General features: G+C 44.7%; 18 protein-coding genes and 3 tRNA genes. 10 read left to right on the forward strand and 11 right to left on the reverse strand.

Annotation, left to right across the window (positions count from 1 at the left end; all coding sequences use genetic code 11):
* Positions 1–2: 2 nt before the first annotated feature.
* Positions 3–662: a bifunctional tRNA pseudouridine(32) synthase/23S rRNA pseudouridine(746) synthase RluA gene (gene rluA, locus DQN58_RS02495; protein ID WP_005715545.1), complete on the forward strand. Its 660-nt coding sequence runs from the start codon at positions 3–5 to the stop codon at positions 660–662.
* A 71-nt stretch (positions 663–733) separates the two neighbouring features.
* Here the strand turns inward: rluA and purT are convergent, their stop codons facing one another.
* The 4 genes from purT to DQN58_RS02515 all read right to left on the reverse strand — a co-directional run bounded on the left by purT (position 734) and on the right by DQN58_RS02515 (position 3,805).
* On the reverse strand, positions 734–1,915 hold the full coding sequence (gene purT / locus DQN58_RS02500) for a formate-dependent phosphoribosylglycinamide formyltransferase (RefSeq protein WP_005715547.1): 1,182 nt from the start codon (positions 1,913–1,915) through the stop codon (positions 734–736).
* 10 nt (positions 1,916–1,925) lie between these two features.
* Positions 1,926–2,432, reverse strand: a complete 507-nt coding sequence (gene luxS, locus DQN58_RS02505; protein WP_005715549.1) for an S-ribosylhomocysteine lyase — start codon at positions 2,430–2,432, stop codon at positions 1,926–1,928.
* A 215-nt stretch (positions 2,433–2,647) separates the two neighbouring features.
* The gene (locus DQN58_RS02510; protein WP_005715551.1) at positions 2,648–3,133 is read right to left on the reverse strand and encodes a YqaA family protein; all 486 of its coding nucleotides are present in this window, start codon (positions 3,131–3,133) and stop codon (positions 2,648–2,650) included.
* A gap of 66 nt (positions 3,134–3,199) precedes the next feature.
* Positions 3,200–3,805 (reverse strand): beta-phosphoglucomutase family hydrolase, encoded by a 606-nt coding sequence (locus DQN58_RS02515; protein WP_005715553.1) that lies wholly within the window; start codon positions 3,803–3,805, stop codon positions 3,200–3,202.
* Between the two features lie 124 nt (positions 3,806–3,929).
* Between DQN58_RS02515 and DQN58_RS02520 the strand changes: the two genes are divergently transcribed.
* Entirely contained in the window at positions 3,930–4,310 is a 381-nt protein-coding gene (locus DQN58_RS02520) for a PRD domain-containing protein (RefSeq protein ID WP_005715555.1), read from the forward strand.
* 70 nt (positions 4,311–4,380) lie between these two features.
* Here DQN58_RS02520 and DQN58_RS02525 read toward each other — a convergent pair.
* The 6 genes from DQN58_RS02525 to DQN58_RS02550 form a co-directional block, all read right to left on the reverse strand.
* Positions 4,381–4,457: transfer RNA gene (locus tag DQN58_RS02525), tRNA-Arg, on the reverse strand.
* Between the two features lie 54 nt (positions 4,458–4,511).
* Positions 4,512–4,588, reverse strand: a tRNA-Arg gene (locus DQN58_RS02530).
* 17 nt (positions 4,589–4,605) lie between these two features.
* Positions 4,606–4,699: transfer RNA gene (locus DQN58_RS02535), tRNA-Ser, on the reverse strand.
* Between the two features lie 125 nt (positions 4,700–4,824).
* Positions 4,825–6,840 (reverse strand): DNA helicase Rep, encoded by a 2,016-nt coding sequence (gene rep / locus DQN58_RS02540; protein WP_032998054.1) that lies wholly within the window; start codon positions 6,838–6,840, stop codon positions 4,825–4,827.
* Positions 6,841–6,849: 9 nt separating this feature from the next.
* Positions 6,850–7,080 carry a YceK/YidQ family lipoprotein gene (locus DQN58_RS02545; RefSeq protein WP_005715559.1) on the reverse strand — a complete coding sequence of 77 codons (231 nt, stop codon included), beginning with the start codon at positions 7,078–7,080 and terminating at the stop codon, positions 6,850–6,852.
* Between the two features lie 120 nt (positions 7,081–7,200).
* Entirely contained in the window at positions 7,201–7,749 is a 549-nt protein-coding gene (locus tag DQN58_RS02550; RefSeq protein ID WP_005715561.1) for an outer membrane protein, read from the reverse strand.
* 217 nt (positions 7,750–7,966) lie between these two features.
* Between DQN58_RS02550 and polA the strand changes: the two genes are divergently transcribed.
* Together polA and DQN58_RS02560 are read left to right on the forward strand one after the other, a co-directional pair.
* Positions 7,967–10,765, forward strand: coding sequence for a DNA polymerase I (gene polA, locus DQN58_RS02555; RefSeq protein WP_032997721.1), 2,799 nt, complete (start codon positions 7,967–7,969; stop codon positions 10,763–10,765).
* A gap of 15 nt (positions 10,766–10,780) precedes the next feature.
* Positions 10,781–11,098 carry a cupin domain-containing protein gene (locus DQN58_RS02560; RefSeq protein WP_005715565.1) on the forward strand — a complete coding sequence of 106 codons (318 nt, stop codon included), beginning with the start codon at positions 10,781–10,783 and terminating at the stop codon, positions 11,096–11,098.
* 120 nt (positions 11,099–11,218) lie between these two features.
* Here the strand turns inward: DQN58_RS02560 and DQN58_RS02565 are convergent, their stop codons facing one another.
* Positions 11,219–12,064 (reverse strand): SDR family oxidoreductase, encoded by an 846-nt coding sequence (locus DQN58_RS02565; RefSeq protein WP_005715567.1) that lies wholly within the window; start codon positions 12,062–12,064, stop codon positions 11,219–11,221.
* Positions 12,065–12,230: 166 nt separating this feature from the next.
* Between DQN58_RS02565 and DQN58_RS02570 the strand changes: the two genes are divergently transcribed.
* The 6 genes from DQN58_RS02570 (at position 12,231) to DQN58_RS02595 (ending at position 20,057) form a co-directional block, all read left to right on the forward strand.
* Complete coding sequence (locus tag DQN58_RS02570; RefSeq protein WP_032997722.1) at positions 12,231–12,596, forward strand: winged helix-turn-helix transcriptional regulator; 366 nt, start codon at positions 12,231–12,233, stop codon at positions 12,594–12,596.
* Positions 12,597–12,737: 141 nt separating this feature from the next.
* Entirely contained in the window at positions 12,738–13,646 is a 909-nt protein-coding gene (gene glyQ, locus DQN58_RS02575; RefSeq protein ID WP_032997723.1) for a glycine--tRNA ligase subunit alpha, read from the forward strand.
* A gap of 53 nt (positions 13,647–13,699) precedes the next feature.
* Complete coding sequence (locus tag DQN58_RS02580) at positions 13,700–14,350, forward strand: FABP family protein (RefSeq protein ID WP_005715573.1); 651 nt, start codon at positions 13,700–13,702, stop codon at positions 14,348–14,350.
* Positions 14,351–14,359: 9 nt separating this feature from the next.
* Positions 14,360–14,620: a hypothetical protein gene (locus DQN58_RS02585; protein ID WP_005715575.1), complete on the forward strand. Its 261-nt coding sequence runs from the start codon at positions 14,360–14,362 to the stop codon at positions 14,618–14,620.
* A 66-nt stretch (positions 14,621–14,686) separates the two neighbouring features.
* Complete coding sequence (locus tag DQN58_RS02590) at positions 14,687–18,706, forward strand: S6 family peptidase (protein WP_005715578.1); 4,020 nt, start codon at positions 14,687–14,689, stop codon at positions 18,704–18,706.
* An 85-nt stretch (positions 18,707–18,791) separates the two neighbouring features.
* Positions 18,792–20,057, forward strand: a complete 1,266-nt coding sequence (locus DQN58_RS02595; protein ID WP_005715580.1) for a histidine-type phosphatase — start codon at positions 18,792–18,794, stop codon at positions 20,055–20,057.

A 20,057-nucleotide genomic window follows, 5' to 3' on the forward strand; every position in this document is an offset into this window, starting at 1 on the left:
ACATGGCCCTGATTGAATATAATCCGCCGCAGGAACCTTGGCTGGATTTGGTGTATCGCGATGATTATATTGCGGTGGTGAACAAGCCAAGTGGACTGCTTTCCGTACCGGGCAATCAGCCGCAATATTACGACAGCGCAATGTCGCGGGTGAAAGAAAAGTACGGTTTTTGTGAACCGGCGCATCGCCTTGACATGGCCACCAGCGGCATTTTGTTGTTTGCTTTGAGCAAAGCGGCAGATCGCGAGTTAAAACGCCAATTTCGTGAACGCGAACCGAAAAAATATTATCAAGCTCTGGTTTGGGGGCATGTCGAGCAAGATCATGGTGTGGTGGAATTGCCACTCATTTGTGATTGGGAAAATCGCCCACGGCAAAAAATTTGCTTTGAACGAGGCAAAAGAGCGGTCACTTTTTACGATGTTTTACAACGTTATCCCAATAATACGACACGCATAAAGCTTACGCCGATTACAGGGCGTTCCCATCAATTACGCCTACACATGCTGGCACTTGGGCATCCGATTTTAGGTGATAAATTCTACGCACATCCACAAGCCAAAGCGTTATCGCCTCGTCTCTGCTTGCACGCGGAAAGCCTGCAGATTCAACATCCGATTACCGGAGAAACGATGGGATTCACCGCGCCGGTCGGTTTTTAATAAAAAAGTGCGGTGAAAAAATAAGATATTTTTTCACCGCACTTTAACTGTGATTCAACGATAAGCTGAACTTATAAAATCACCTCTAATTTATCATAAGCACGACGGGCTTTTTCTAAGGCTTTTTCAACACTAATATCGCGCGCCAAAATCACCCCTAAACGACGATGGCCATTCACTTCACCTTTACCAAAAATGCGTAAGTTGGTTTGCGGTTCGGCAAGTACCTGCTCTACGTTGGCAAATTGTACTTGGTTGGATTTGCCTTCTACCACAATGGCTTTAGAGGCGGACGGGCTGATGAAATCGATGCTTGGAATCGGCAATCCTAAAATGGCACGAGCGTGCAAGGCGAACTGTGATAACTCTTGTGAGATCATGGTCACCATGCCGGTATCATGTGGGCGAGGAGAGACTTCGTTAAAAATCACATCATCGCCACGCACGAACATTTCCACCCCGAAAATCCCACGACCACCTAATGCACCGGTGATTTTCTCCGCAATCTCTTGCGCTTTTTTCAATGCGGTTTCTGACATGGCTTGAGGTTGCCAAGATTCACGGTAATCGCCATCCACTTGAATGTGTCCGATTGGCGCAAGGAATGAAGTACCATTCACATGGCGTACGGTGAGCTGAGTAATTTCGTAATCAAATTTAATAAACCCTTCCACAATGACGCGTCCGGCACCGGCACGTCCGCCTTCTTGGGCGTAATCCCATGCGGATTGGATTTGATCGAGGGTGCGAATAACGCTTTGCCCATGACCGGAAGAGGACATAATCGGTTTGACCACACACGGAACACCGATTTTTTCGACCGCACTTTTGAAGTCGTCAAAGTTATCTATGAATTCATAAGGTGAGGTTGGCAAGCCTAATTCTTCCGAGGCTAAACGACGAATGCCTTCACGGTTCATGGTTAGTTTCGTAGCTTTGGCGGTCGGGATAACGGTGAACCCTTCTTGTTCCAGTTCAAGTAAAGTATCGGTGGCGATAGCTTCCACTTCCGGTACGATAAAATCAGGACGTTCCTTTTCCACAACGGCGCGTAATGCCGCGCCATCCAACATGGAAATGGTGTAAGCACGGTGTGCCACTTGCTGTGCAGGCGCATTTTCATAGCGATCTACAGCAATCACCTCAACACCTAAACGTTGTAATTCAATGACAACTTCTTTGCCCAATTCCCCTGCACCAAGCATCATTACTTTCAGTGCTTTTGGGGTTAATGGCGTGCCGATTGTGGTCATAGGGAGCTCCTTATTGTTTTAGTAAACTTTCATCCAACGTTAAATCTTCGTTTTTATTCACACCGATACCGCGCGCTAATACGTTTTGTGCGATTTGATGGGCTTCCTCTAAAGAATGTTCGGTGTATGTACCACATTGGTATTCATTCAGTTCAGGAATTTCACGTTGATTTTTCACATTGAGGATATCCTGCATGGAGGCTGCCCAAGCTTGTGCAACTTGGGTTTCGTTCGGGGTACCGATTAAGGACATATAAAAACCGGTGCGGCAACCCATCGGCGAAATATCGATAATTTCGACATCTTGACTATTGAGATGATCACGCATAAAGCCGGCAAATAAATGCTCCAATGTGTGAATGCCCTTCGGTGGCAAATTTTCCTTATTGGGAATGGTAAAACGCAAATCAAAAACAGTGATGTTATCTCCTTTTGGAGTTTGCATTATTTTAGCAATTCGCACTGCTGGTGCATTCATACGTGTGTGGTCAACTTTAAAACTATCAAGTAATGGCATTTTGTTTTCCTCAAATGGAGTGATTTTTGTTTATAAAATAGTCAATTGAGACTTTTTTTGAGATTTTTTTAAATTATTTCCGAACTTTTTCCGTTATACTGCTGTCATAGATAACGAGCAACTTGCAGTTGTTTTAATAAAATTGGTTCCTTAGGTTATTCGCCTCTCCTCGTGAGAGGCATTTTTTTAGTCATTTTACCGTAAAATGGCCTTCTTTAAAGAACGGTAACGCCCAAAAATAACAAAAAAACGTACCGCACTATTTTTCCCAGCGTCATAAAAATCAGACACGCCACCCAATTTAATCTCAACCAGCCTGCCACGGCACAAAATACATCGCCGACGACTGGCAACCAGCTAAAAAATAACATCACACTGCCGTAACGTTGTGTTTTTTCTAATACCCAAGTGAGTTTTGCATTTTGTGGCGGTGTATTAAAAGTAGGGAGCCAACGCCCAAGCGCATAGGTGGTCAGACTTCCCAGCGTGTTTCCGGTGACGGCAATCCACAGTAGGCTTTGAATTTCCATAGAAAAATAAGGGGATCCCGCCCATAAAAGCGGTGTGATGAGGGTGACAAAAATAATTTCGGAATTACCGGGAAGGACAGTCGCGCTGAGAAAAGCGCTGGCGAACATAATCCACAATCGATGCTCGCCAAATAAGGCGAACCACCCATCCCAGCTAAAAAGATCAAACATGATTAAATGTGCGGAAAATAAGTGCGTAAGTCATTTTCATGATCTGCTGTGATTGCCCATCGATAATCACGAATTACCTCGTATTAATTTGTTGACCCGCACATCAAACACATCCATGCCGGCGCGTAATCCGGCTTGGATGCCAAAATCACCATCTTCAAAGACTAAGCAACGTTGTGGCTTGGCTTGAATCAGTTCGGCACAACGTAAAAACGTGTCAGGTGCCGGTTTGTGATGTTGAATGTCTTCGGCAGTTACGATAGCTGAGAAATATTTCTCAAAATCGAATTTGTCTAACAAAATTTTTGCAATAGGGCGGTGGGATCCTGTGCCTAATGCCAAGGGTTTTTTATTATAGAAGGCGCGAACAATATTGGCTGCGGGTAACAATGTGGCGTGTTGCATAATCAGTTTTTTGCCATATTCTCTTTTTAATTCAATGACATCGTCTAACTTATCTAGCGGCATTGCATAGCGTTTCATCATTTCTACCGCAATGGTTCTTACCGGGGCACCCCCCATTTCATATAATAGGTTGCCATCAAACGGATAACCATAATGTTGCCCGACCATTTCCCATGCTTTGGCATGGCTAGGCATGGTGTCAATGACGGTGCCGTCCATATCAAAAATTAAACCGTCATACTGATTTATTACGTCATTATCTAACATGTTGCTTTCCGAATTACCTTAATAAAATGAGAGGGGAGTTATTTTGCTACAATTTTGTGATCAATGCACCGTTTAATTCATAGTGATTCGGTTATACTTGGGCAACTTTTTTGAGAGCGAGAGAATGGATCTTCAACAACGACTTTGGGCATTTCAAGTCCGAGAATTAATTGACGAACATCTTGTGCAAATCGTGCTGAATGTGCGTTGTCATTTGCAACAAGATTGGCGGGTGGATGTTGAAACCGAGCAGGTAAAAATGATGTTGGTGCATATTGCCAGTGCCTTGGGGCGGATTCAACGTGGCCATCGAGTTTCGCCGTTGTATGCAGATTTTTTGGAGGAAATTCAAAGTGCGGTGGTTTTTCCGCAAGTTTTGCAAATTCACCAAAAGATATTGAAAGTAATTCCGTTGGTGATTCCCGAAGAAGAACAAACGTATTTTTTGGCAAACGTTTACGGATTAGTATTGGATCAACCACACGTGTTAGAACGGCTTCGTTAAAAATACACGAAAAAACGACCGCACTTTTGGTTGTTCTAGAAAATGAGTTGGAAATTATAAAGAAGTGAAATGGCGCACCCGAAAGGATTCGAACCTTTGACCGCTCGGTTCGTAGCCGAGTACTCTATCCAGCTGAGCTACGGGTGCGTAGTTGATGTTTAATTTGCTCAGACCATTTCAAACAATAGAGTCGATTTAAAATGGCGCACCCGAGAGGATTCGAACCTCTGACCGCTCGGTTCGTAGCCGAGTACTCTATCCAGCTGAGCTACGGGTGCGAGACAAATTAAACAAATGGCGGTGAGAGAGGGATTCGAACCCTCGATGGAGTTTTTGACCCCATACTCCCTTAGCAGGGGAGCGCCTTCAGCCTACTCGGCCATCTCACCACAATCGGTTTGTGGGCGGTATAATACGGGTTTATGACAATAAGTCAAATTATTTTTTCCGAAAAGTGCTTGAAATCAAGTTAGTTGTGCGATTTCTCGACAACTTCAAGTATCACATTCACAGATTATTTCCCGCGTAAAATCGCCCGTAAATTAGCAATATGGCTTTGTGTTTTTGCCTGTTGCTGTTCGGCACTTAACGGCGGTTTATCCCGTTCCCATTGCAAATCGTTTTCCGGCAACTCCAGTAAGAATCGGCTTGGCTCAGGACGAATCAATTCGCCGAACTGGCGTCGTTCTTTGCACAAAGAAAACCATAGATTCTGCTGAGCACGAGTAATGCCCACATACGCCAAACGGCGTTCTTCTTCCACGTTGTCTTCGTCAATACTGGTTTGATGCGGCAAAATGCCTTCTTCCATGCCGATTAAAAACACATGCGGAAATTCTAGCCCTTTGGAGGCGTGGAGCGTCATTAATTGTACTTGATCGCTGTCGTCTTCCTCTTCGCCCCGTTCTAACATATCGCGCAACGTTAAGCGGGTGACGATTTGGTTCAGATTCATCGGTTCGTTAAACTCGTCGCCTTTTAGCATATCAGCGACCCAATCAAACAACGTTGCCAAGTTTTTGCTCTGCATTTCTGCCGCTTTCGGACTGGTGGCGTATTCGTATAAATATTCTTCATAATGTAACGAAGCAAGCATGGAACGCAAGGCGCGCTCGGGTTCGGAGCGCTGAATTTCATCATTCAATTCAACAATCCAACGGGCGAATTTTTGCAATGCATCGTAGGCTTTCGGTGTGACTCGTTGAATCAGCTCAAAATCAAAAATCGCTTCAAATAAGCTGACATGTTTTTCTTGTGCCAATGAACCCAATTTTTCCAGCGTTGCCGTACCGATTTCCCGTTTTGGCGTGTTCACAATGCGCAAAAACGCCGCATCATCATCTTGATTCACCACCAAACGCAAATACGCCATCATGTCCTTAATTTCCGCGCGGGAGAAAAAGGATGTGCCGCCGGAGATTTTGTATGGAATACGGTTTTGCATCAGGATTTTTTCCAGCAAGCGCGATTGGTGGTTGCCACGATACAAAATGGCATAATCACGATAATGGGTTTTAGCGATAAACCGGTGAGCAATCAACTCACCTACCACTCGTTCCGCCTCATGTTCTTCGTTTTTCGCTTCAATAATTTGTAACTTTTCCCCTTCGCCTAAATTGGAAAAGAGTTTTTTGTCGAAAACATGATCATTGTTATCGATGAGGATATTGGCGCAATGCAAAATGCGTTGGCTGGAACGGTAATTTTGTTCCAGTTTAATCACCTGTAACGCCGGAAAATCATCGCGTAATCGCACCATATTCTGTGGTCGCGCACCACGCCAAGAATAAATAGACTGATCGTCGTCACCTACCACCGTGAAACGCGCACGATCACCTACCAACAACTTAATCAACTCATATTGGCTGGTATTGGTGTCTTGGTATTCATCTACCAACAGATAGCGAATTTTCTCTTGCCATTTTGACCGCACTTCGGCGTTCTGTTTGAACAGTAGGGTCGGTAACATAATCAAATCATCAAAATCTAAAGCATTGTAGGAACGCAGTTGTTTGTTATAGCGGTCGTAACAATGCGCGAAGGTTTGTTCTTGCTTATCGCGCGCCAATGTCAACGCTTGTTGCGGGCTACATAAATCATTTTTCCAGTTGGAAATGCGATTGATCAGCGTACGTAGTAAATCTTTGTCTTCTTGCAATAGATCGGCAGTGAGCTCTTTTAGCAACGCCATTTGATCATGTTCATCAAACAGCGTCATGTTCGCTTTAAAACCTAAGTACTTGTATTCGCGTTTAATAATGTCAAACCCGAGGGTGTGAAAGGTGGACACAATTAGCCCTTTGGAGGATTCCTTACCGATGGACTGAGCCACACGTTCTTTCATTTCACGTGCGGCTTTATTGGTGAAAGTGACGGCGGCGATTTGCTTTGGAAGATAACCGCACTTACCAATGAGGTGAGCGATTTTGTTGATGATGACACGCGTTTTTCCTGAGCCGGCACCGGCTAAAACGAGGCAGGGACCGGACACATATTCCACGGCTTGTTGTTGTTGCGGATTGAGTTTCATAGTCATTGATTATTCACTTTGCGACCACGCATAAGGCAGTAGCGCTGTATCCAATAGAAAAGACAACGGCACATCCAAAATTGGCAAGCCCCAGCGCGTTGCCATCTCGACATCATATTTCGTGCCGGCATAGGCACTATAAGGTTCCGTTGGATCCACGAGCTTTACCACTGTGCCACAGGCGCTTGTGGTGAAAAGTGCGGTCGAAAAAAGCACTGTTTTTAAGGGTTGAAATTTCATAAGCGGCCGGATTTTACACCAAATAAGAAAATATGTGGAAAAGTTTAAACAGGATTTTTCGGGCAAAAAAATTGCGCCGTTGGTATTCCTTCGGCGCAATAAAATTTAAGTTACATTACATTAGAAACGGTAAGATGCATTGGTGCTGAAGGTATTACCTTTAACATTTTCACCATCAAATTTGTGACTAGTACGTAAATATTCCAAACCTAATTCAAAGTTTGGTGCTAAATTCGCTTTTACACCTGCACCTAAACCATAACCAGCTTTTGTTTCGGTGGTTTTGATTACTAGTCCATCGTAGTGATCTGTTGCATCAAATTTTACGATTTCAGCACTTACTTTTGCATAAGGCAACACAGATGGTGTCGCACGGTAGCCAAGCAAATAGCCCACACCTAAACGGCCTTTTTGTTGTACTTTAGAATTAGCGTTGTCCACTAATGTTGAGTTGTGTGGTTTGAGTTTGCCTTCAACGATACCCACAACATTTTGGCCGTGGTTGAAACCATAGTCCGCAATTAAATCTACGTTTGAGATGCGTTTTGCATCTTCGTATTTGGTTGTACCTACGCCAACACCCACACCGAAACCGGTGAAATCAGATGCGACTGCGGAAGTTGAAGCAAGAACAACCGCGCTAAGTGCTAAAAGTGTTAATTTTTTCATGAGACCCTCTGTCTGATTGAGTTAAAAAGCGGCTCGAGTATAGGCATTTTTTCTATAAGGATCAAGATCCTTCGGTAATTTCTCGGATCCTGTAAGACAAAGTGCGGTATGTTTTTTCGGTGTTTTTTAATCCCTTTTTTCAGGGGGATTTCCCCATGCGCCCTTGGCCGATTTTCGCTATAATGCGACAACATTTTATCAACATCATGAGATGATTATGGCCCAAATTGCTGAAAATCCCCTTGTCCTCGTAGACGGCTCTTCTTATTTATACCGCGCCTTTCACGCTTTCCCTCCGCTTACCAACTCCAACGGTGAACCCACAGGCGCCATGTATGGTGTGCTGAATATGTTGAAAAGCTTGATTTCACAGGTTCAGCCAAGTCATATTGCGGTGGTGTTTGATGCCAAAGGGAAAACTTTCCGCGATGAAATGTTTGAGCAATATAAATCTCACCGTCCGCCGATGCCGGACGATCTGCGTAAACAAATCCAGCCGTTGCATGACATGATCCGCGCGTTGGGGATTCCGCTGTTGGTGGTGGAAGGCGTCGAAGCGGACGATGTCATCGGCACGTTGGCACGCCAAGCGTCGCAAAATGGGCAAAAAGTGCTGATCAGCACCGGCGACAAAGACATGGCACAGCTGGTGGATGACAACATTATGTTGATTAATACCATGAACAACAGCCTGCTGGATCGCGCGGGAGTGATTGAAAAATACGGCATTCCGCCGGAGTTAATTATTGATTATCTGGCATTGATGGGCGATAGCTCCGACAACATTCCGGGCGTATCGGGCGTAGGTGAAAAAACAGCGCTAAGGCTTTTGCAGGGCATCGGCAGCATGGCACAAATTTATGCCAATCTGGATAAAGTCGCCGAACTGCCGATTCGTGGTGCGAAGAAACTTGGTGAAAAATTACTTGCCGAAAAAGACATGGCAGATTTGTCCTACGCGTTGGCAACCATCAAAACCGACGTGGCATTGGCATTTTCTCCGCAAGAACTTGCGCTCGGTGATAGCGATAATGACGCCTTAATCGAATATTTCGGACGGTATGAATTTAAACGCTGGCTAGGCGAGGTGATGAACGGCACCAATTCCGTAACGCAACCGACGCAATCGGTAAAAATTAATCCTTATCAAGCGACGCCGGTGGTCAAAACCGATGAAAGTGCGGTTGAAAATTCCGTTAAATTTAAGATTGACCGCAGCCGCTATGAAAACATTCTGACTGAAGCGGATTTAGCCCGCTGGGTGGAAAAATTAAGTGCCGAGAAACTGATTGCGGTGGATACGGAAACCGATGGGCTGGATTATATGTCCGCCAATTTGGTCGGCGTATCTTTCGCGTTAGAAAATGGCGAAGCGGCGTATTTGCCGTTGCATTTGGATTATCTCGGTGCGCCAAAAACACTGGAAAAAAGCACCGCACTTGCCGCTCTCAAACCCATTTTAGAGAACCCGAATATCGGTAAAGTCGGGCAGAATCTCAAGTTTGATATGACTATTTTTGCCCGCAACGGCATTGAATTACGGGGCATTGAATTCGACACCATGTTGCTTTCTTACACCTTGGATAGCACCGGTCGGCACAACATGGACGACCTAGCGAAACGTTATCTCGGCCACCAAACCATCGGCTTTGAAGACATTGCCGGCAAAGGGAAAAATCAGCTGACATTCAATCAAATCCCACTAGAGCAAGCAGGCGAATACGCGGCGGAAGATGCCGATGTGACCATGAAATTGCAACAAGTGTTGTGGGGAAAACTTCAGTCGCAACCCAGTTTGGTGGAACTCTATCAATCCATTGAATTGCCGTTGCTCGGCGTATTGTCGCGCATGGAGCGTTGTGGCGTGCTGATTGATTCTGATGCGCTGTTCTTGCAGTCCAACGAAATTACCGAAAGATTGACCGCACTTGAAATGCAGGCGCACGAACTGGCAGGACAACCATTCAATTTGGCGTCCACGAAACAGTTGCAAGAAATTCTGTTCGATAAACTCGGCTTGCCGGTGTTACAAAAAACCCCGAAAGGCGCGCCGTCCACCAATGAAGACGTGTTGGAGGAACTGGCGTACAGCCACGAATTGCCGAAAGTGTTGGTGGAACATCGCGGTTTGAGCAAACTGAAATCCACTTACACTGATAAATTGCCGCAAATGGTGAACCCGCAAACTGGGCGCGTGCACACCTCTTATCATCAAGCCGTGACGGCAACAGGGCGGCTTTCTTCCAGTGATCCGAATTTGCAGAATATTCCGATTCGTAACGAGGAAGGCCGCCGCATTCGTCAAGCCTTTATTGCCCGTGATGGCTATAAAATTATCGCCGCCGACTATTCCCAAATCGAGCTGCGCATTATGGCGCATTTGTCCAACGACGCGGGTTTGATCAACGCGTTTGCGCAAGGTAAAGACATTCATCGCTCCACCGCGGCGGAGATTTTCGGTTTGCCGTTGGAACAGGTGACGAGTGAACAACGTCGCAACGCTAAGGCCATTAACTTCGGCCTGATTTATGGCATGTCCTCTTTCGGACTTTCCCGTCAGCTTGGGATTTCCCGCGCGGATGCGCAACGCTACATGGATTTATATTTCCAACGTTACCCGGGCGTGCAAACCTTTATGCACGACATCCGTGAAAAAGCGAAAGCGCAAGGCTATGTGGAAACCTTGTTCGGACGCCGCTTGTATTTGCCGGAAATCAATTCTTCCAACGCCATGCGCCGTAAAGGCGCGGAACGGGTTGCGATTAACGCGCCGATGCAAGGTACCGCCGCCGACATCATCAAATGCGCCATGATTAAATTGGATGAAATCACGCGCGATGATCCGGATATTCACATGATTATGCAGGTGCACGATGAATTGGTGTTTGAAGTGCGGTCAGAAAAAATCGCGTTTTTTAGCGATCTCATCAAACAACACATGGAAGCTGCCGCCGAACTTGTGGTGCCGCTGATTGTGGATGTTGGCGTGGGTGAGAATTGGGACGAAGCCCACTAACGTTAAGGAGAGAGCATGGCACACAAAATTATCCGTAGCGCAGATTTTACCGCCACCCGCGCTTGGGGCGGTTTGGATATCACTGAAATGAATGGCATCAGCGTGCGGTTACATTGGACGGATGAGCCTTATAAATGGCATATCAATGATGGCGAGGAAGTTTTTGCGGTGATGGACGGTGTGGTGGAAATGCACTACAAAGAGCGCGGCGAAGCCAAAAGAGTGTTGCTAGAAACCGGCGATATTTTTTATGCCGGCATCGGCACTGAACACGTTGCCCACCCGCAAGGCGAAGCACGGATTTTGGTGATAGAAAAGGCGGGGAGTGTTTAAAAATAAAATAAAAAGAGCGGTCGGTTTTAAAAGTGTTTTTATATCGACCGCTCTTTTTTATTCTCTTGCCAATTATTTTTGAGGAGCGCTTAATCTAAGGGACACAGATCAAATGAACAATTACAGCGCCTGTTTCACCGCCACATCCAGTCCTGCCGTTGGGCGACCTAGCAATTTCTCAAGGGTTTTGTCTTCTGAGAATAATGCACCGTTTGACGCATCCACATCCCATTGTGCAATTAAGCCTGCAAAGCCTTCATCTAATCCTGCTTGCACAAGTGCTGCGGTATAGTCTGCTGCAGGAATATCCACGTAAGGGATTTCTTTACCTGTTTGTTTGCTGATTTCTGCGGCAAGGTCAGCTAATGTCCAGCTGGTTGATCCGGCAAGCTCGTAAGTTTGGTTTTCATGACCTTCACTTAATGTAACGTTTACCGCTGCTTCAGCAAGTTCTGCACGAAGTACAGACGAAATTTTTCCATTTTTTGCTGAACCGTAGAAAGCATTGTTTGCCAACGCTGCTGGGATGGACGCGGTATAGTTCTCTGTGTACCAGCCATTGCGTAAAATGGTGTAAATGATACCGGAGGCTTTTAATGCGGCTTCGGTTTCAACGTATTCACCGGCAAGGGATTTTACCGTATTGTCATTAGTGGCACCGAGTAAGCTGGTGTAAATAATGTGTTTCACGCCTGCTTTTTTTGCCGCTTCAATCACGTTGTTGTGCTGTACAAAACGCTGACCGATTTCATTGCTTGACACCAAAATTAACGTATCCACGCCTTTTAATGCCTCTACTTGCCCTTCTGTTTTTGAATAATCAAATTGGCGAGCTTCTACGCCGGAAATTTTTTCCGGGGAACGCACAAGTGCGATGACGTTGGCGTTTTTGGCTTTTAATAAATTTAACGCGATTGCGCCGAATTGACCTGTTGCACCGGTAATTGCGATAGTTTTCGTTGTCATGATGTTTTCCTTCTCGTTAAGTTGAAATGATGTTTGAACATTTGCTTGTTCGCTTGATGTGACGTATTATATTTCAAAACTTACTTTTGAGAAGTACTTACATAAACGTAAGTTTTGAAATTTTTTGAAAATAATTTTTAATCTATTGATTTTTAAGGAAATAAAAATGGAAAAAAGTGTTGAGCGTGGCAATGTATTGGCTTCTGCCTGTCCTTCCCGGCAAATTTTGCAGCATTTAACCAGTCGTTGGGGGGCGTTGGTGTTGGTGAGTTTGCATTGCGGCACCAAGCGTTTTAGTGAACTTCGCCGAGCCATTGATGGCGTGAGTGAACGTATGTTGACAAAAACCTTGCAGGAACTGGAAGCGGACGGCATGTTAATTCGTAAATCCTATAACACCGTGCCGCCACAAGTGGATTACACCTTGACGGAATTCGGCTCACAGGCGTCCAATAAAATGTTTGAGTTGGTGGATTGGTTGGAAACCAATCTTGACGGAATTTTGGCAAAAAAGCAGGCAGCTAATCCGTAGGATTTACTACATGATGCTGCCTAAAGTGCGGTGAAAAATCGACATGTTTTTTCCACCGCACTTTTTTTCGCCTTTCCTTTATCCCGCCTTGTGTTTTCAGTATAATGGCACACATTTTCTCCACCTAAATAGACAGAACATATTATGACAAAATTTAATGTAAAAACTTTCCAAGGCATGATTCTTGCCTTACAAGAATACTGGGCGAACCAAGGCTGCACCATTGTGCAACCCTTTGATATGGAAGTGGGCGCCGGTACCTCTCACCCGATGACCGCATTACGCGCGTTAGGCCCTGAGCCGATGGCGTTTGCGTATGTGCAACCTTCCCGCCGTCCGACCGATGGTCGCTATGGCGAAAACCCGAACCGTTTACAGCATTACTACCAATTCCAAGTGGTGATTAAACCCTCTCCGGACAATATTCAAGAGTTGTATTTAGGTTCTCTTGAAATGCTTGGCTTTGACCCGACCAAAAACGACATTCGTTTCGTGGAAGATAACTGGGAAAACCCAACCTTAGGCGCATGGGGCTTGGGCTGGGAAGTGTGGTTAAACGGCATGGAAGTGACCCAATTTACCTATTTTCAACAAGTGGGCGGCTTAGAATGTAAACCGGTTACCGGCGAGGTGACCTACGGTTTAGAGCGTTTGGCGATGTACATTCAAGGCGTGGACAGCGTGTATGACTTAGTTTGGTCTGATGGTCCGCTTGGCAAAACCACCTACGGCGATGTATTCCACCAAAATGAAGTGGAACAATCCACCTATAACTTTGAATATGCGGATACCGATTTCTTATTCCAGTGCTTCGATCAATATGAAAAAGAAGCCAAAAGTTTATTGGCATTAGAACGTCCGCTGCCATTGCCGGCTTACGAGCGTATTTTAAAAGCGGCACACAGCTTTAACTTGTTAGACGCACGCAAAGCCATTTCCGTTACTGAACGCCAACGCTATATTTTACGCATTCGTGCGTTAACCAAAGGTGTGGCGGAAGCTTATTATGCAAGTCGTGAAGCCTTAGGTTTCCCGGGTTGTAAAAAATAAAGCGAAAAGTCACCGCACTTTATGTTTCAACACAACGATATAAGGAGAGCATCATGACCGATTTTCAATATCCGGACGATATTTACACCGAAGCGGAACCGGATGTAAACACGCTGGCAAATTTAGGGCCTTTAGCGCCGATGGCTGGCATTTGGGAGGGCAAGCGCGGTTTGGATATCAATCCAAAGGCGGAAGGGCCGGAGAAAGATCCTTATATCGAACATTATGAATTGCAACCGATTGATGCACAAACGAATGGCCCACAACTGTATTACGGCTTACGTTATCACACGCGGATTGTGCAGCCGGATGAAGTGGAAACCTTTCACGATCAAGTGGGCTATTGGTTATGGGAACCGGCAACCGGCACGATTTCTTTGTCGTTAAGTATTCCACGTGGACAAAGCCTCATTGCCACCGGTCATGCCGCACCGGATGCGAAAGAATTTACGCTAAAAGCTGTGCGTGGCTCTCTAACGAATGGCATTATCTCGAATCCGTTTATTGAACAATCTTTCACCACAGAAAGCTATGAGATTACGGTGAAAATTCATGAGGATGGCACGTGGTCTTATGATCAAATTACCACAATGATCATCCCAAATTACGACGAACTATTTGAGCATCGTGATCGTAACCGCCTAACCAAAATCGGCGAACCAACGCCAAATCCAACCGCACTTGCTGTGGAAAATAAAGGATAAGGAGCTGTGATGAAACCTATTCTTTATTATGCTGAGCAATGCCCTGATACTGCACCGTTTGTGGCGGAATTAAAACGCCTTGGTGTGGAATATGAGGAAGTGGAAGTATTGTCTTCTATCCCTAATTTGAAACAATGGTTGCGTTTACGTGATCGTCATCCTGCATTTGATGAGGCGAAAGCACAAGGTTATGCCGGTTTCCCAGCATTATTGTTAGATGATGATCGCGTTATTTTGGATCAAACCCAATTAAAAACCGTTTTTGCTTGAGATTAGCCCCGTACTTAAATTCGGTGAATTTTGATAAACCTCGTTCAATTTTATTAAATCCGTTTTATGAAAAAGAGATATTCTCAACCTAAATTTATTGCGCTGTTTGTGGCATTAAACGTCAGCCCAATGGCTTTTGCCGGACATGTCTATTCCGGTGTGGATTATCAGTATTTTCGTGATTTTGCTGAGAATAAAGGTAAGTTTACGCCTGGCGCGCAAAATATTGCGGTGGTGAATAAAAAAGGCGAATCTATCGGCACCATGATGCAAAATGCACCGATGATAGATTTCTCGGTGGTTAGTCGTAATGGTGTGGCGGCGCTAGTGGGCGATCAATATATCGTCAGCGTGGCACATAACGTGGGCTATCGAAATGTTGATTTCGGCATGGAAGGCAATAACCCCGATCAGCATCGATTCAGTTATAACATCGTAAAACGAAATAATTATAAAAACGATCCCACTCACCCTTACATGACGGACTACCATACCCCTCGATTAACCAAATTTGTCACAGAAGCTGCCCCCATAGAAATGGTGTCAAATATGCAGGGCAGCACCTATAGCGATTTAGACAAGTATCCAATGCGGGTGCGAATTGGTAGCGGTTGGCAATTTTTGCGTGATGATAATGACAATGGCAATCATATTGCCATGGCGTATAACTATCTCACTGCAGGCAATACCTTTATGCAAGGTTGGGCGAACAATGGTGAGGTTAGTTTAAGTGGTGATGTACGTCATCCGAATCAATATGGTCCGTTACCGATTTCCGGTTCTAGCGGTGACAGTGGTTCCCCGATGTTTATTTACGATAAAACTGCGAGGAAATGGCTGTTAAATGGCGTATTGCGTAGTGGCCACCCTTATCAAGGCAAAGAGAATACCTACCAAATTGCACGTAAGAATTATTTGGATGAAATCATTGCAAGAGATTTGGTCACAGTATTTGAACCTACAGCAGCGTCTTATGACTGGATTGCAGGCGGCAATGGCAGTGGCACTCTAACCAAGGGCAATCGTGTTGTTGCGACTACGCCACTTGCTAATTACAACCTGCCGTCTTCCGATAGAGATGAATTTTTTGGATATGGTGGTCCAAACCCTTATATGCCGGCACAGCATCACGGTAAGAACATTTACTTTGGAAATATGCAAAGTGGCACGATAACCCTGAAAAATAATATTGATCAGGGAGCCGGTGGGTTGACCTTTGAAGGGGATTTTGTAGTGCAGCCTACCACTGATGAAACGTGGAAAGGAGCCGGTATTTCCGTAGGGGAAGGCAGTACGGTCACATGGAAAGTCAAAAATCCGGCAGGCGATCGTTTGTCTAAAATTGGGCAAGGCACGTTGTTGGTTAATGGCAAAGGCGAAAACCTTGGTGATATCAGTGTAGGGGATGGTGTTGTCGTTTTAAATCAACAAGCTGACGAGCAAGGCAAAAAACAAGCCTTCAAGCAATTAGGTATTGTGAGCGGTCGCCCAACGGTGAAATTAGAAAGTGCCGACCAAGTCAATCCGAACAATATTTATTTCGGCTTCCGTGGTGGCCGTTTAGATCTTAACGGTCATTCGCTTACCTTTAATCGCATTCAAAATACCGATGAAGGTGCACAAATTGTCAACCACAACAAAGACACGGAAGCCACTGTCACGATTTTGGGTAATGCACAAATCAATAATGAAAACAACATTAATCAATCCAAAGCTACGGCGTTTAACGGTTGGTTTGGTGAAACTAATACCGCTCTTCATAACGGTCGGTTAAATGTCGTTTATCAACCTACGCACGCCGATAGCGTCTTTTTATTGTCGGGTGGCTCTAATTTAAACGGCAATATTACGCAAGAAAACGGTACTTTGGTCTTTAGTGGTCGCCCAACACCTCACGCCTATAACCATCAAAACCGACCGGCATTAATTGGTCGCCCGCAAGGGGAAGTGGTGATTGACGATGACTGGCTAAGCCGTACCTTTAAAGCGGAAAAATACATTATTAACGGTGGAAGTGCGGTCGTTTCTAGAAACGTTTCTGCGATAAACGGCGATTGGCAATTAAGCAACAACGCCAATGCCACATTAGGTGTGACCGACAAACAAGCGAATTTCATTTGTACGCGTTCTGACTGGACGGGGCTGACGAAATGCGCCAACCAAACCTTATCCGATAAAGTCTTTGCCAGCATTGAACGCAGCAAAATCAATGGTAATTTTGTCCTGAACGACAGTGCGAAATTATCGGTTGTAGGACTTGCAGATGTTATGGGTAATGTGGTGTTAAACGGGCAAAGTCAATATCACTTGGCACATAAAGCCACCCAAACCGGTGCCCTTTCACTTAATAACCAAGCCTCAGCAACGGTTGAAAATGCGACTTTGAGGGGCAACGCAACGCTTTCTGATCTAGCAAAATTAAATTTCGTTAATACTCGTTTTGATCATCAAATTCAGGGAAGTAAAGAGACGTTGGTTTCTTTGTCAGACAACGCAAACTGGATGTTACCGAACAGTACAATAATCGGTAATTTAAGCCTCAATAACGGGCAAGTGACCCTTGGTACGGATATGGCATCTCAAGCGAATGATCAAATATTTAAGACACTTACGGTGCTAGGTGATTTAAGCGGAAAGGGAACGTTTAGTTATCCTACTCATTTGCAAGAAAATAAAGGCGCACACGTGACAGTGAATGGCTTGGCAACAGGTGATTTTGTGTTAAACGTACGCAATACCGGCGTAGAGCCTCAAACCTTGCAACAGCTCAGTTTATTGACTCTTACAAATGCTGCTCAAACCGATAACGTTAAGGTTTCTTTGGTAAATGGCAAAGTCGATGCGGGGACATATCGCTACGAGCTGAAAAATGATAATCACGATTACCGTTTATACAATCCGAAAAAAGAACTGGAATTGGCAGAACAGGCTCGTTTAGCGGAAGAGAAGCGCAAAGCGGAAGAAGCACGAATCGCCGAAGAGAAACGTAAAGCAGAAGAAAAACGACTTGCTGAGGAGAGACGCAAGGCAGAAGAAGCGGCAAAAACCGCTGAAGAGAAACGTAAGCTAGAGGAAGCACTTCGAATCGCGGAAGAAAAGCGTAAAGCGGAAGAAGCTCGAATTGCGGAAAATAAACGTAAAGCAGAGGAAACTGCACGAATCGAGGCAGAAAAACGTAAAGCCGAACAAAAACGCAAAGCAGATGCGCAAACGCAAAAAGAGATGATCAGCCGTTATTCAAATAGCGCCTTATCCGAGTTATCTGCAAGTGTGAACGGCGCTTTGCTTATTATCGATGAATTAAATAAACATCTTGTTGGAGAGAGCCAGTCACATGTGTGGGTAAATACGGTTCGTGCTTCTCGTCGTTATGAGGCAGATGAATTCCGTGGTTACAAGCAAGAAAGCTATTTAACCCAGTTAGGGACACAACATATTGATGACAACTACCGCGTCGGTTTATTGTTCTCTCATGCCCGAGCAAAGAATACTTTTGATGACAATATCCGAAACAAAAATCGTCTGATGATGTTATCGGCTTTCGGCAAATATGATTTTGCTAACGGCTTGAACATCACAGCAGACATGAGTTATGGCTCAAGTGCGGGTGAAATTCGCGGTGAATTGCAAGATGCGGATATTCAACGCCATATTGTCGCTTTAGGCGCAGGGGTGGGGTATCAAATCAATTTAGGCAAACTTGCTGTTAAACCAAATATGAGTCTTCATCGCTACCACATTTCCGGCGAAAATTACCAATATGAGCAATCAGAAATTCATGTGCCGGCGGCGAATTTTAATGTTTACCAAGCGGGCGTGATGGTGGATTATTCGTTTATGCTATGGCAAGGTGTAACCCTTCGTCCATCACTTAGCGTAAATTATGTGGATGCTTCCGATTCCAAACTCACTGTGCAGTTAAATCAGGCACCATTGATGCAACGTTTTGACCGTTATTGGCAGCAAGAAATTGGCTTAAGTGCTGATTTAGGCGGTTGGCAGGTTAGCACCTATGCTGCCCAATCTCGTGGCAAACAGTTGGATAAACAACATCAGTTTGGTTTGAAAGTAGGGTATCGTTGGTAAAGCAATCGAACCCGACAGAAATAAGCACAAAAGATGATAGCATTGTGCAGTTATCGAATTATTCTTATTTAGAAAGGTAAAAAAGATGAAAAAAACACCTCAAATTCTGACCGCACTTTTGCTTGGTTCTGCCTTTGCGGGCGGTGTATTTGCTGAGGAACATCGCCCAAATACACCGAGTGCAGAGTATGAACTTGAGAAAGTCTTGATTTTTAGTCGTCATGGATTGCGCTCGCCGGTGGAAAAAGATCCACAGGAAATGGCAAAATATTCCCCCTATACGTGGGCGAAATGGGATGTGCCATCCGGTCATCTCACGGCAAAAGGGACGGTGTTAGAAACCTATTTCGGACAATATTTAGGTCAATGGCTTGCAGATAAAGGGTTATTAACAACTGAACGTTGTGCATCGGGCGAAGGTATTTTCGCTTATGCCAATGGAGTGCAACGCACCATTGCAACAGGGCAAGCCATTGTGGCTGGCGCATTTGCGGGCTGTAATGTTCAACTGCAACATCATGGTAAAATTGGTTCAGAAAAAGATCCAATTTTTAACACGCAGGCGCACAATCCAAGTCAAGCCTTGATTGAATCGGCAAAAAATAACGTTGATTTAACCGCTTTACAGCAAAAATTAGCGCCGAATTATGCGCTATTAAGTGAAATCATCGATTACAAAAACTCACCAAATTGCGTGCAAAAAGGCGAATGTGATTTAGGTGGAAAAGTCGGTGAATACAGTATTAAAGACGGCAAATCGGTTAAAATTACCGGCGCTATTAGCACAGGGAAGAAAATTGTCAGTGCATTATTGCTCGCCCATTATGTGGGTAAGCCTGATGCAGAAATCGCAAACGGCCGCGTGGATAGCCAAGAAAAATGGCGTGCAATTAACGAAATTAAAAACGAATATTACCGCACTTTATTTAAAAACAACGAAACGTTAGCACAAAATACGTCATACCCGTTATTGGCATTTATTCAGCAACAGCTAAATAGTGAAAACAAAATTAGCTTGTTGGTTGGACACGATTCTAATATTGTCGCTCTGCTTGCGGCACTAGGCGTTGAGCCTTATGAATTAGATGATTCGTTGGAAAATATCCCAATCGGTGGCAAGCTGCTATTTGAAGTGTGGAAGCACAAACCAAGTGGTAAGCTCAAATTTAAGTTAGATTATGTGTATCAAACCACCGACCAGCTGATTAACATCACGCCATTAAGTTTAACGACACCACCAAACCAAACAGCATTAACCCTCAAAGGCTGTGAAAAAGATGAAAAGGGTTTTTGTGATTACGAGCGGTTTCAACAGGTGTTGAGTGAGAGTGTTGAAAAGGGTATGAAATAG

The sequence above is a fragment of the Aggregatibacter segnis ATCC 33393 genome, from assembly GCF_900476035.1.
GTDB lineage: Bacteria > Pseudomonadota > Gammaproteobacteria > Enterobacterales > Pasteurellaceae > Aggregatibacter > Aggregatibacter segnis.

Coding starts and splice junctions, on each gene's coding strand:
- DQN58_RS02545 (WP_005715559.1), bottom strand. CDS start 7,080: ATGAAATTTCAACCCTTAAAAACAGTGCTTTTTTCGACCGCACTTTTC.
- DQN58_RS02560 (WP_005715565.1), top strand. CDS start 10,781: ATGGCACACAAAATTATCCGTAGCGCAGATTTTACCGCCACCCGCGCT.
- DQN58_RS02585 (WP_005715575.1), top strand. CDS start 14,360: ATGAAACCTATTCTTTATTATGCTGAGCAATGCCCTGATACTGCACCG.
- DQN58_RS02510 (WP_005715551.1), bottom strand. CDS start 3,133: ATGTTTGATCTTTTTAGCTGGGATGGGTGGTTCGCCTTATTTGGCGAG.
- DQN58_RS02565 (WP_005715567.1), bottom strand. CDS start 12,064: ATGACAACGAAAACTATCGCAATTACCGGTGCAACAGGTCAATTCGGC.
- DQN58_RS02595 (WP_005715580.1), top strand. CDS start 18,792: ATGAAAAAAACACCTCAAATTCTGACCGCACTTTTGCTTGGTTCTGCC.
- DQN58_RS02550 (WP_005715561.1), bottom strand. CDS start 7,749: ATGAAAAAATTAACACTTTTAGCACTTAGCGCGGTTGTTCTTGCTTCA.
- purT (WP_005715547.1), bottom strand. CDS start 1,915: ATGACCACAATCGGCACGCCATTAACCCCAAAAGCACTGAAAGTAATG.
- rep (WP_032998054.1), bottom strand. CDS start 6,840: ATGAAACTCAATCCGCAACAACAACAAGCCGTGGAATATGTGTCCGGT.
- DQN58_RS02520 (WP_005715555.1), top strand. CDS start 3,930: ATGGATCTTCAACAACGACTTTGGGCATTTCAAGTCCGAGAATTAATT.
- polA (WP_032997721.1), top strand. CDS start 7,967: ATGGCCCAAATTGCTGAAAATCCCCTTGTCCTCGTAGACGGCTCTTCT.
- rluA (WP_005715545.1), top strand. CDS start 3: ATGGCCCTGATTGAATATAATCCGCCGCAGGAACCTTGGCTGGATTTG.
- DQN58_RS02590 (WP_005715578.1), top strand. CDS start 14,687: ATGAAAAAGAGATATTCTCAACCTAAATTTATTGCGCTGTTTGTGGCA.
- luxS (WP_005715549.1), bottom strand. CDS start 2,432: ATGCCATTACTTGATAGTTTTAAAGTTGACCACACACGTATGAATGCA.
- DQN58_RS02570 (WP_032997722.1), top strand. CDS start 12,231: ATGGAAAAAAGTGTTGAGCGTGGCAATGTATTGGCTTCTGCCTGTCCT.
- DQN58_RS02515 (WP_005715553.1), bottom strand. CDS start 3,805: ATGTTAGATAATGACGTAATAAATCAGTATGACGGTTTAATTTTTGAT.
- DQN58_RS02580 (WP_005715573.1), top strand. CDS start 13,700: ATGACCGATTTTCAATATCCGGACGATATTTACACCGAAGCGGAACCG.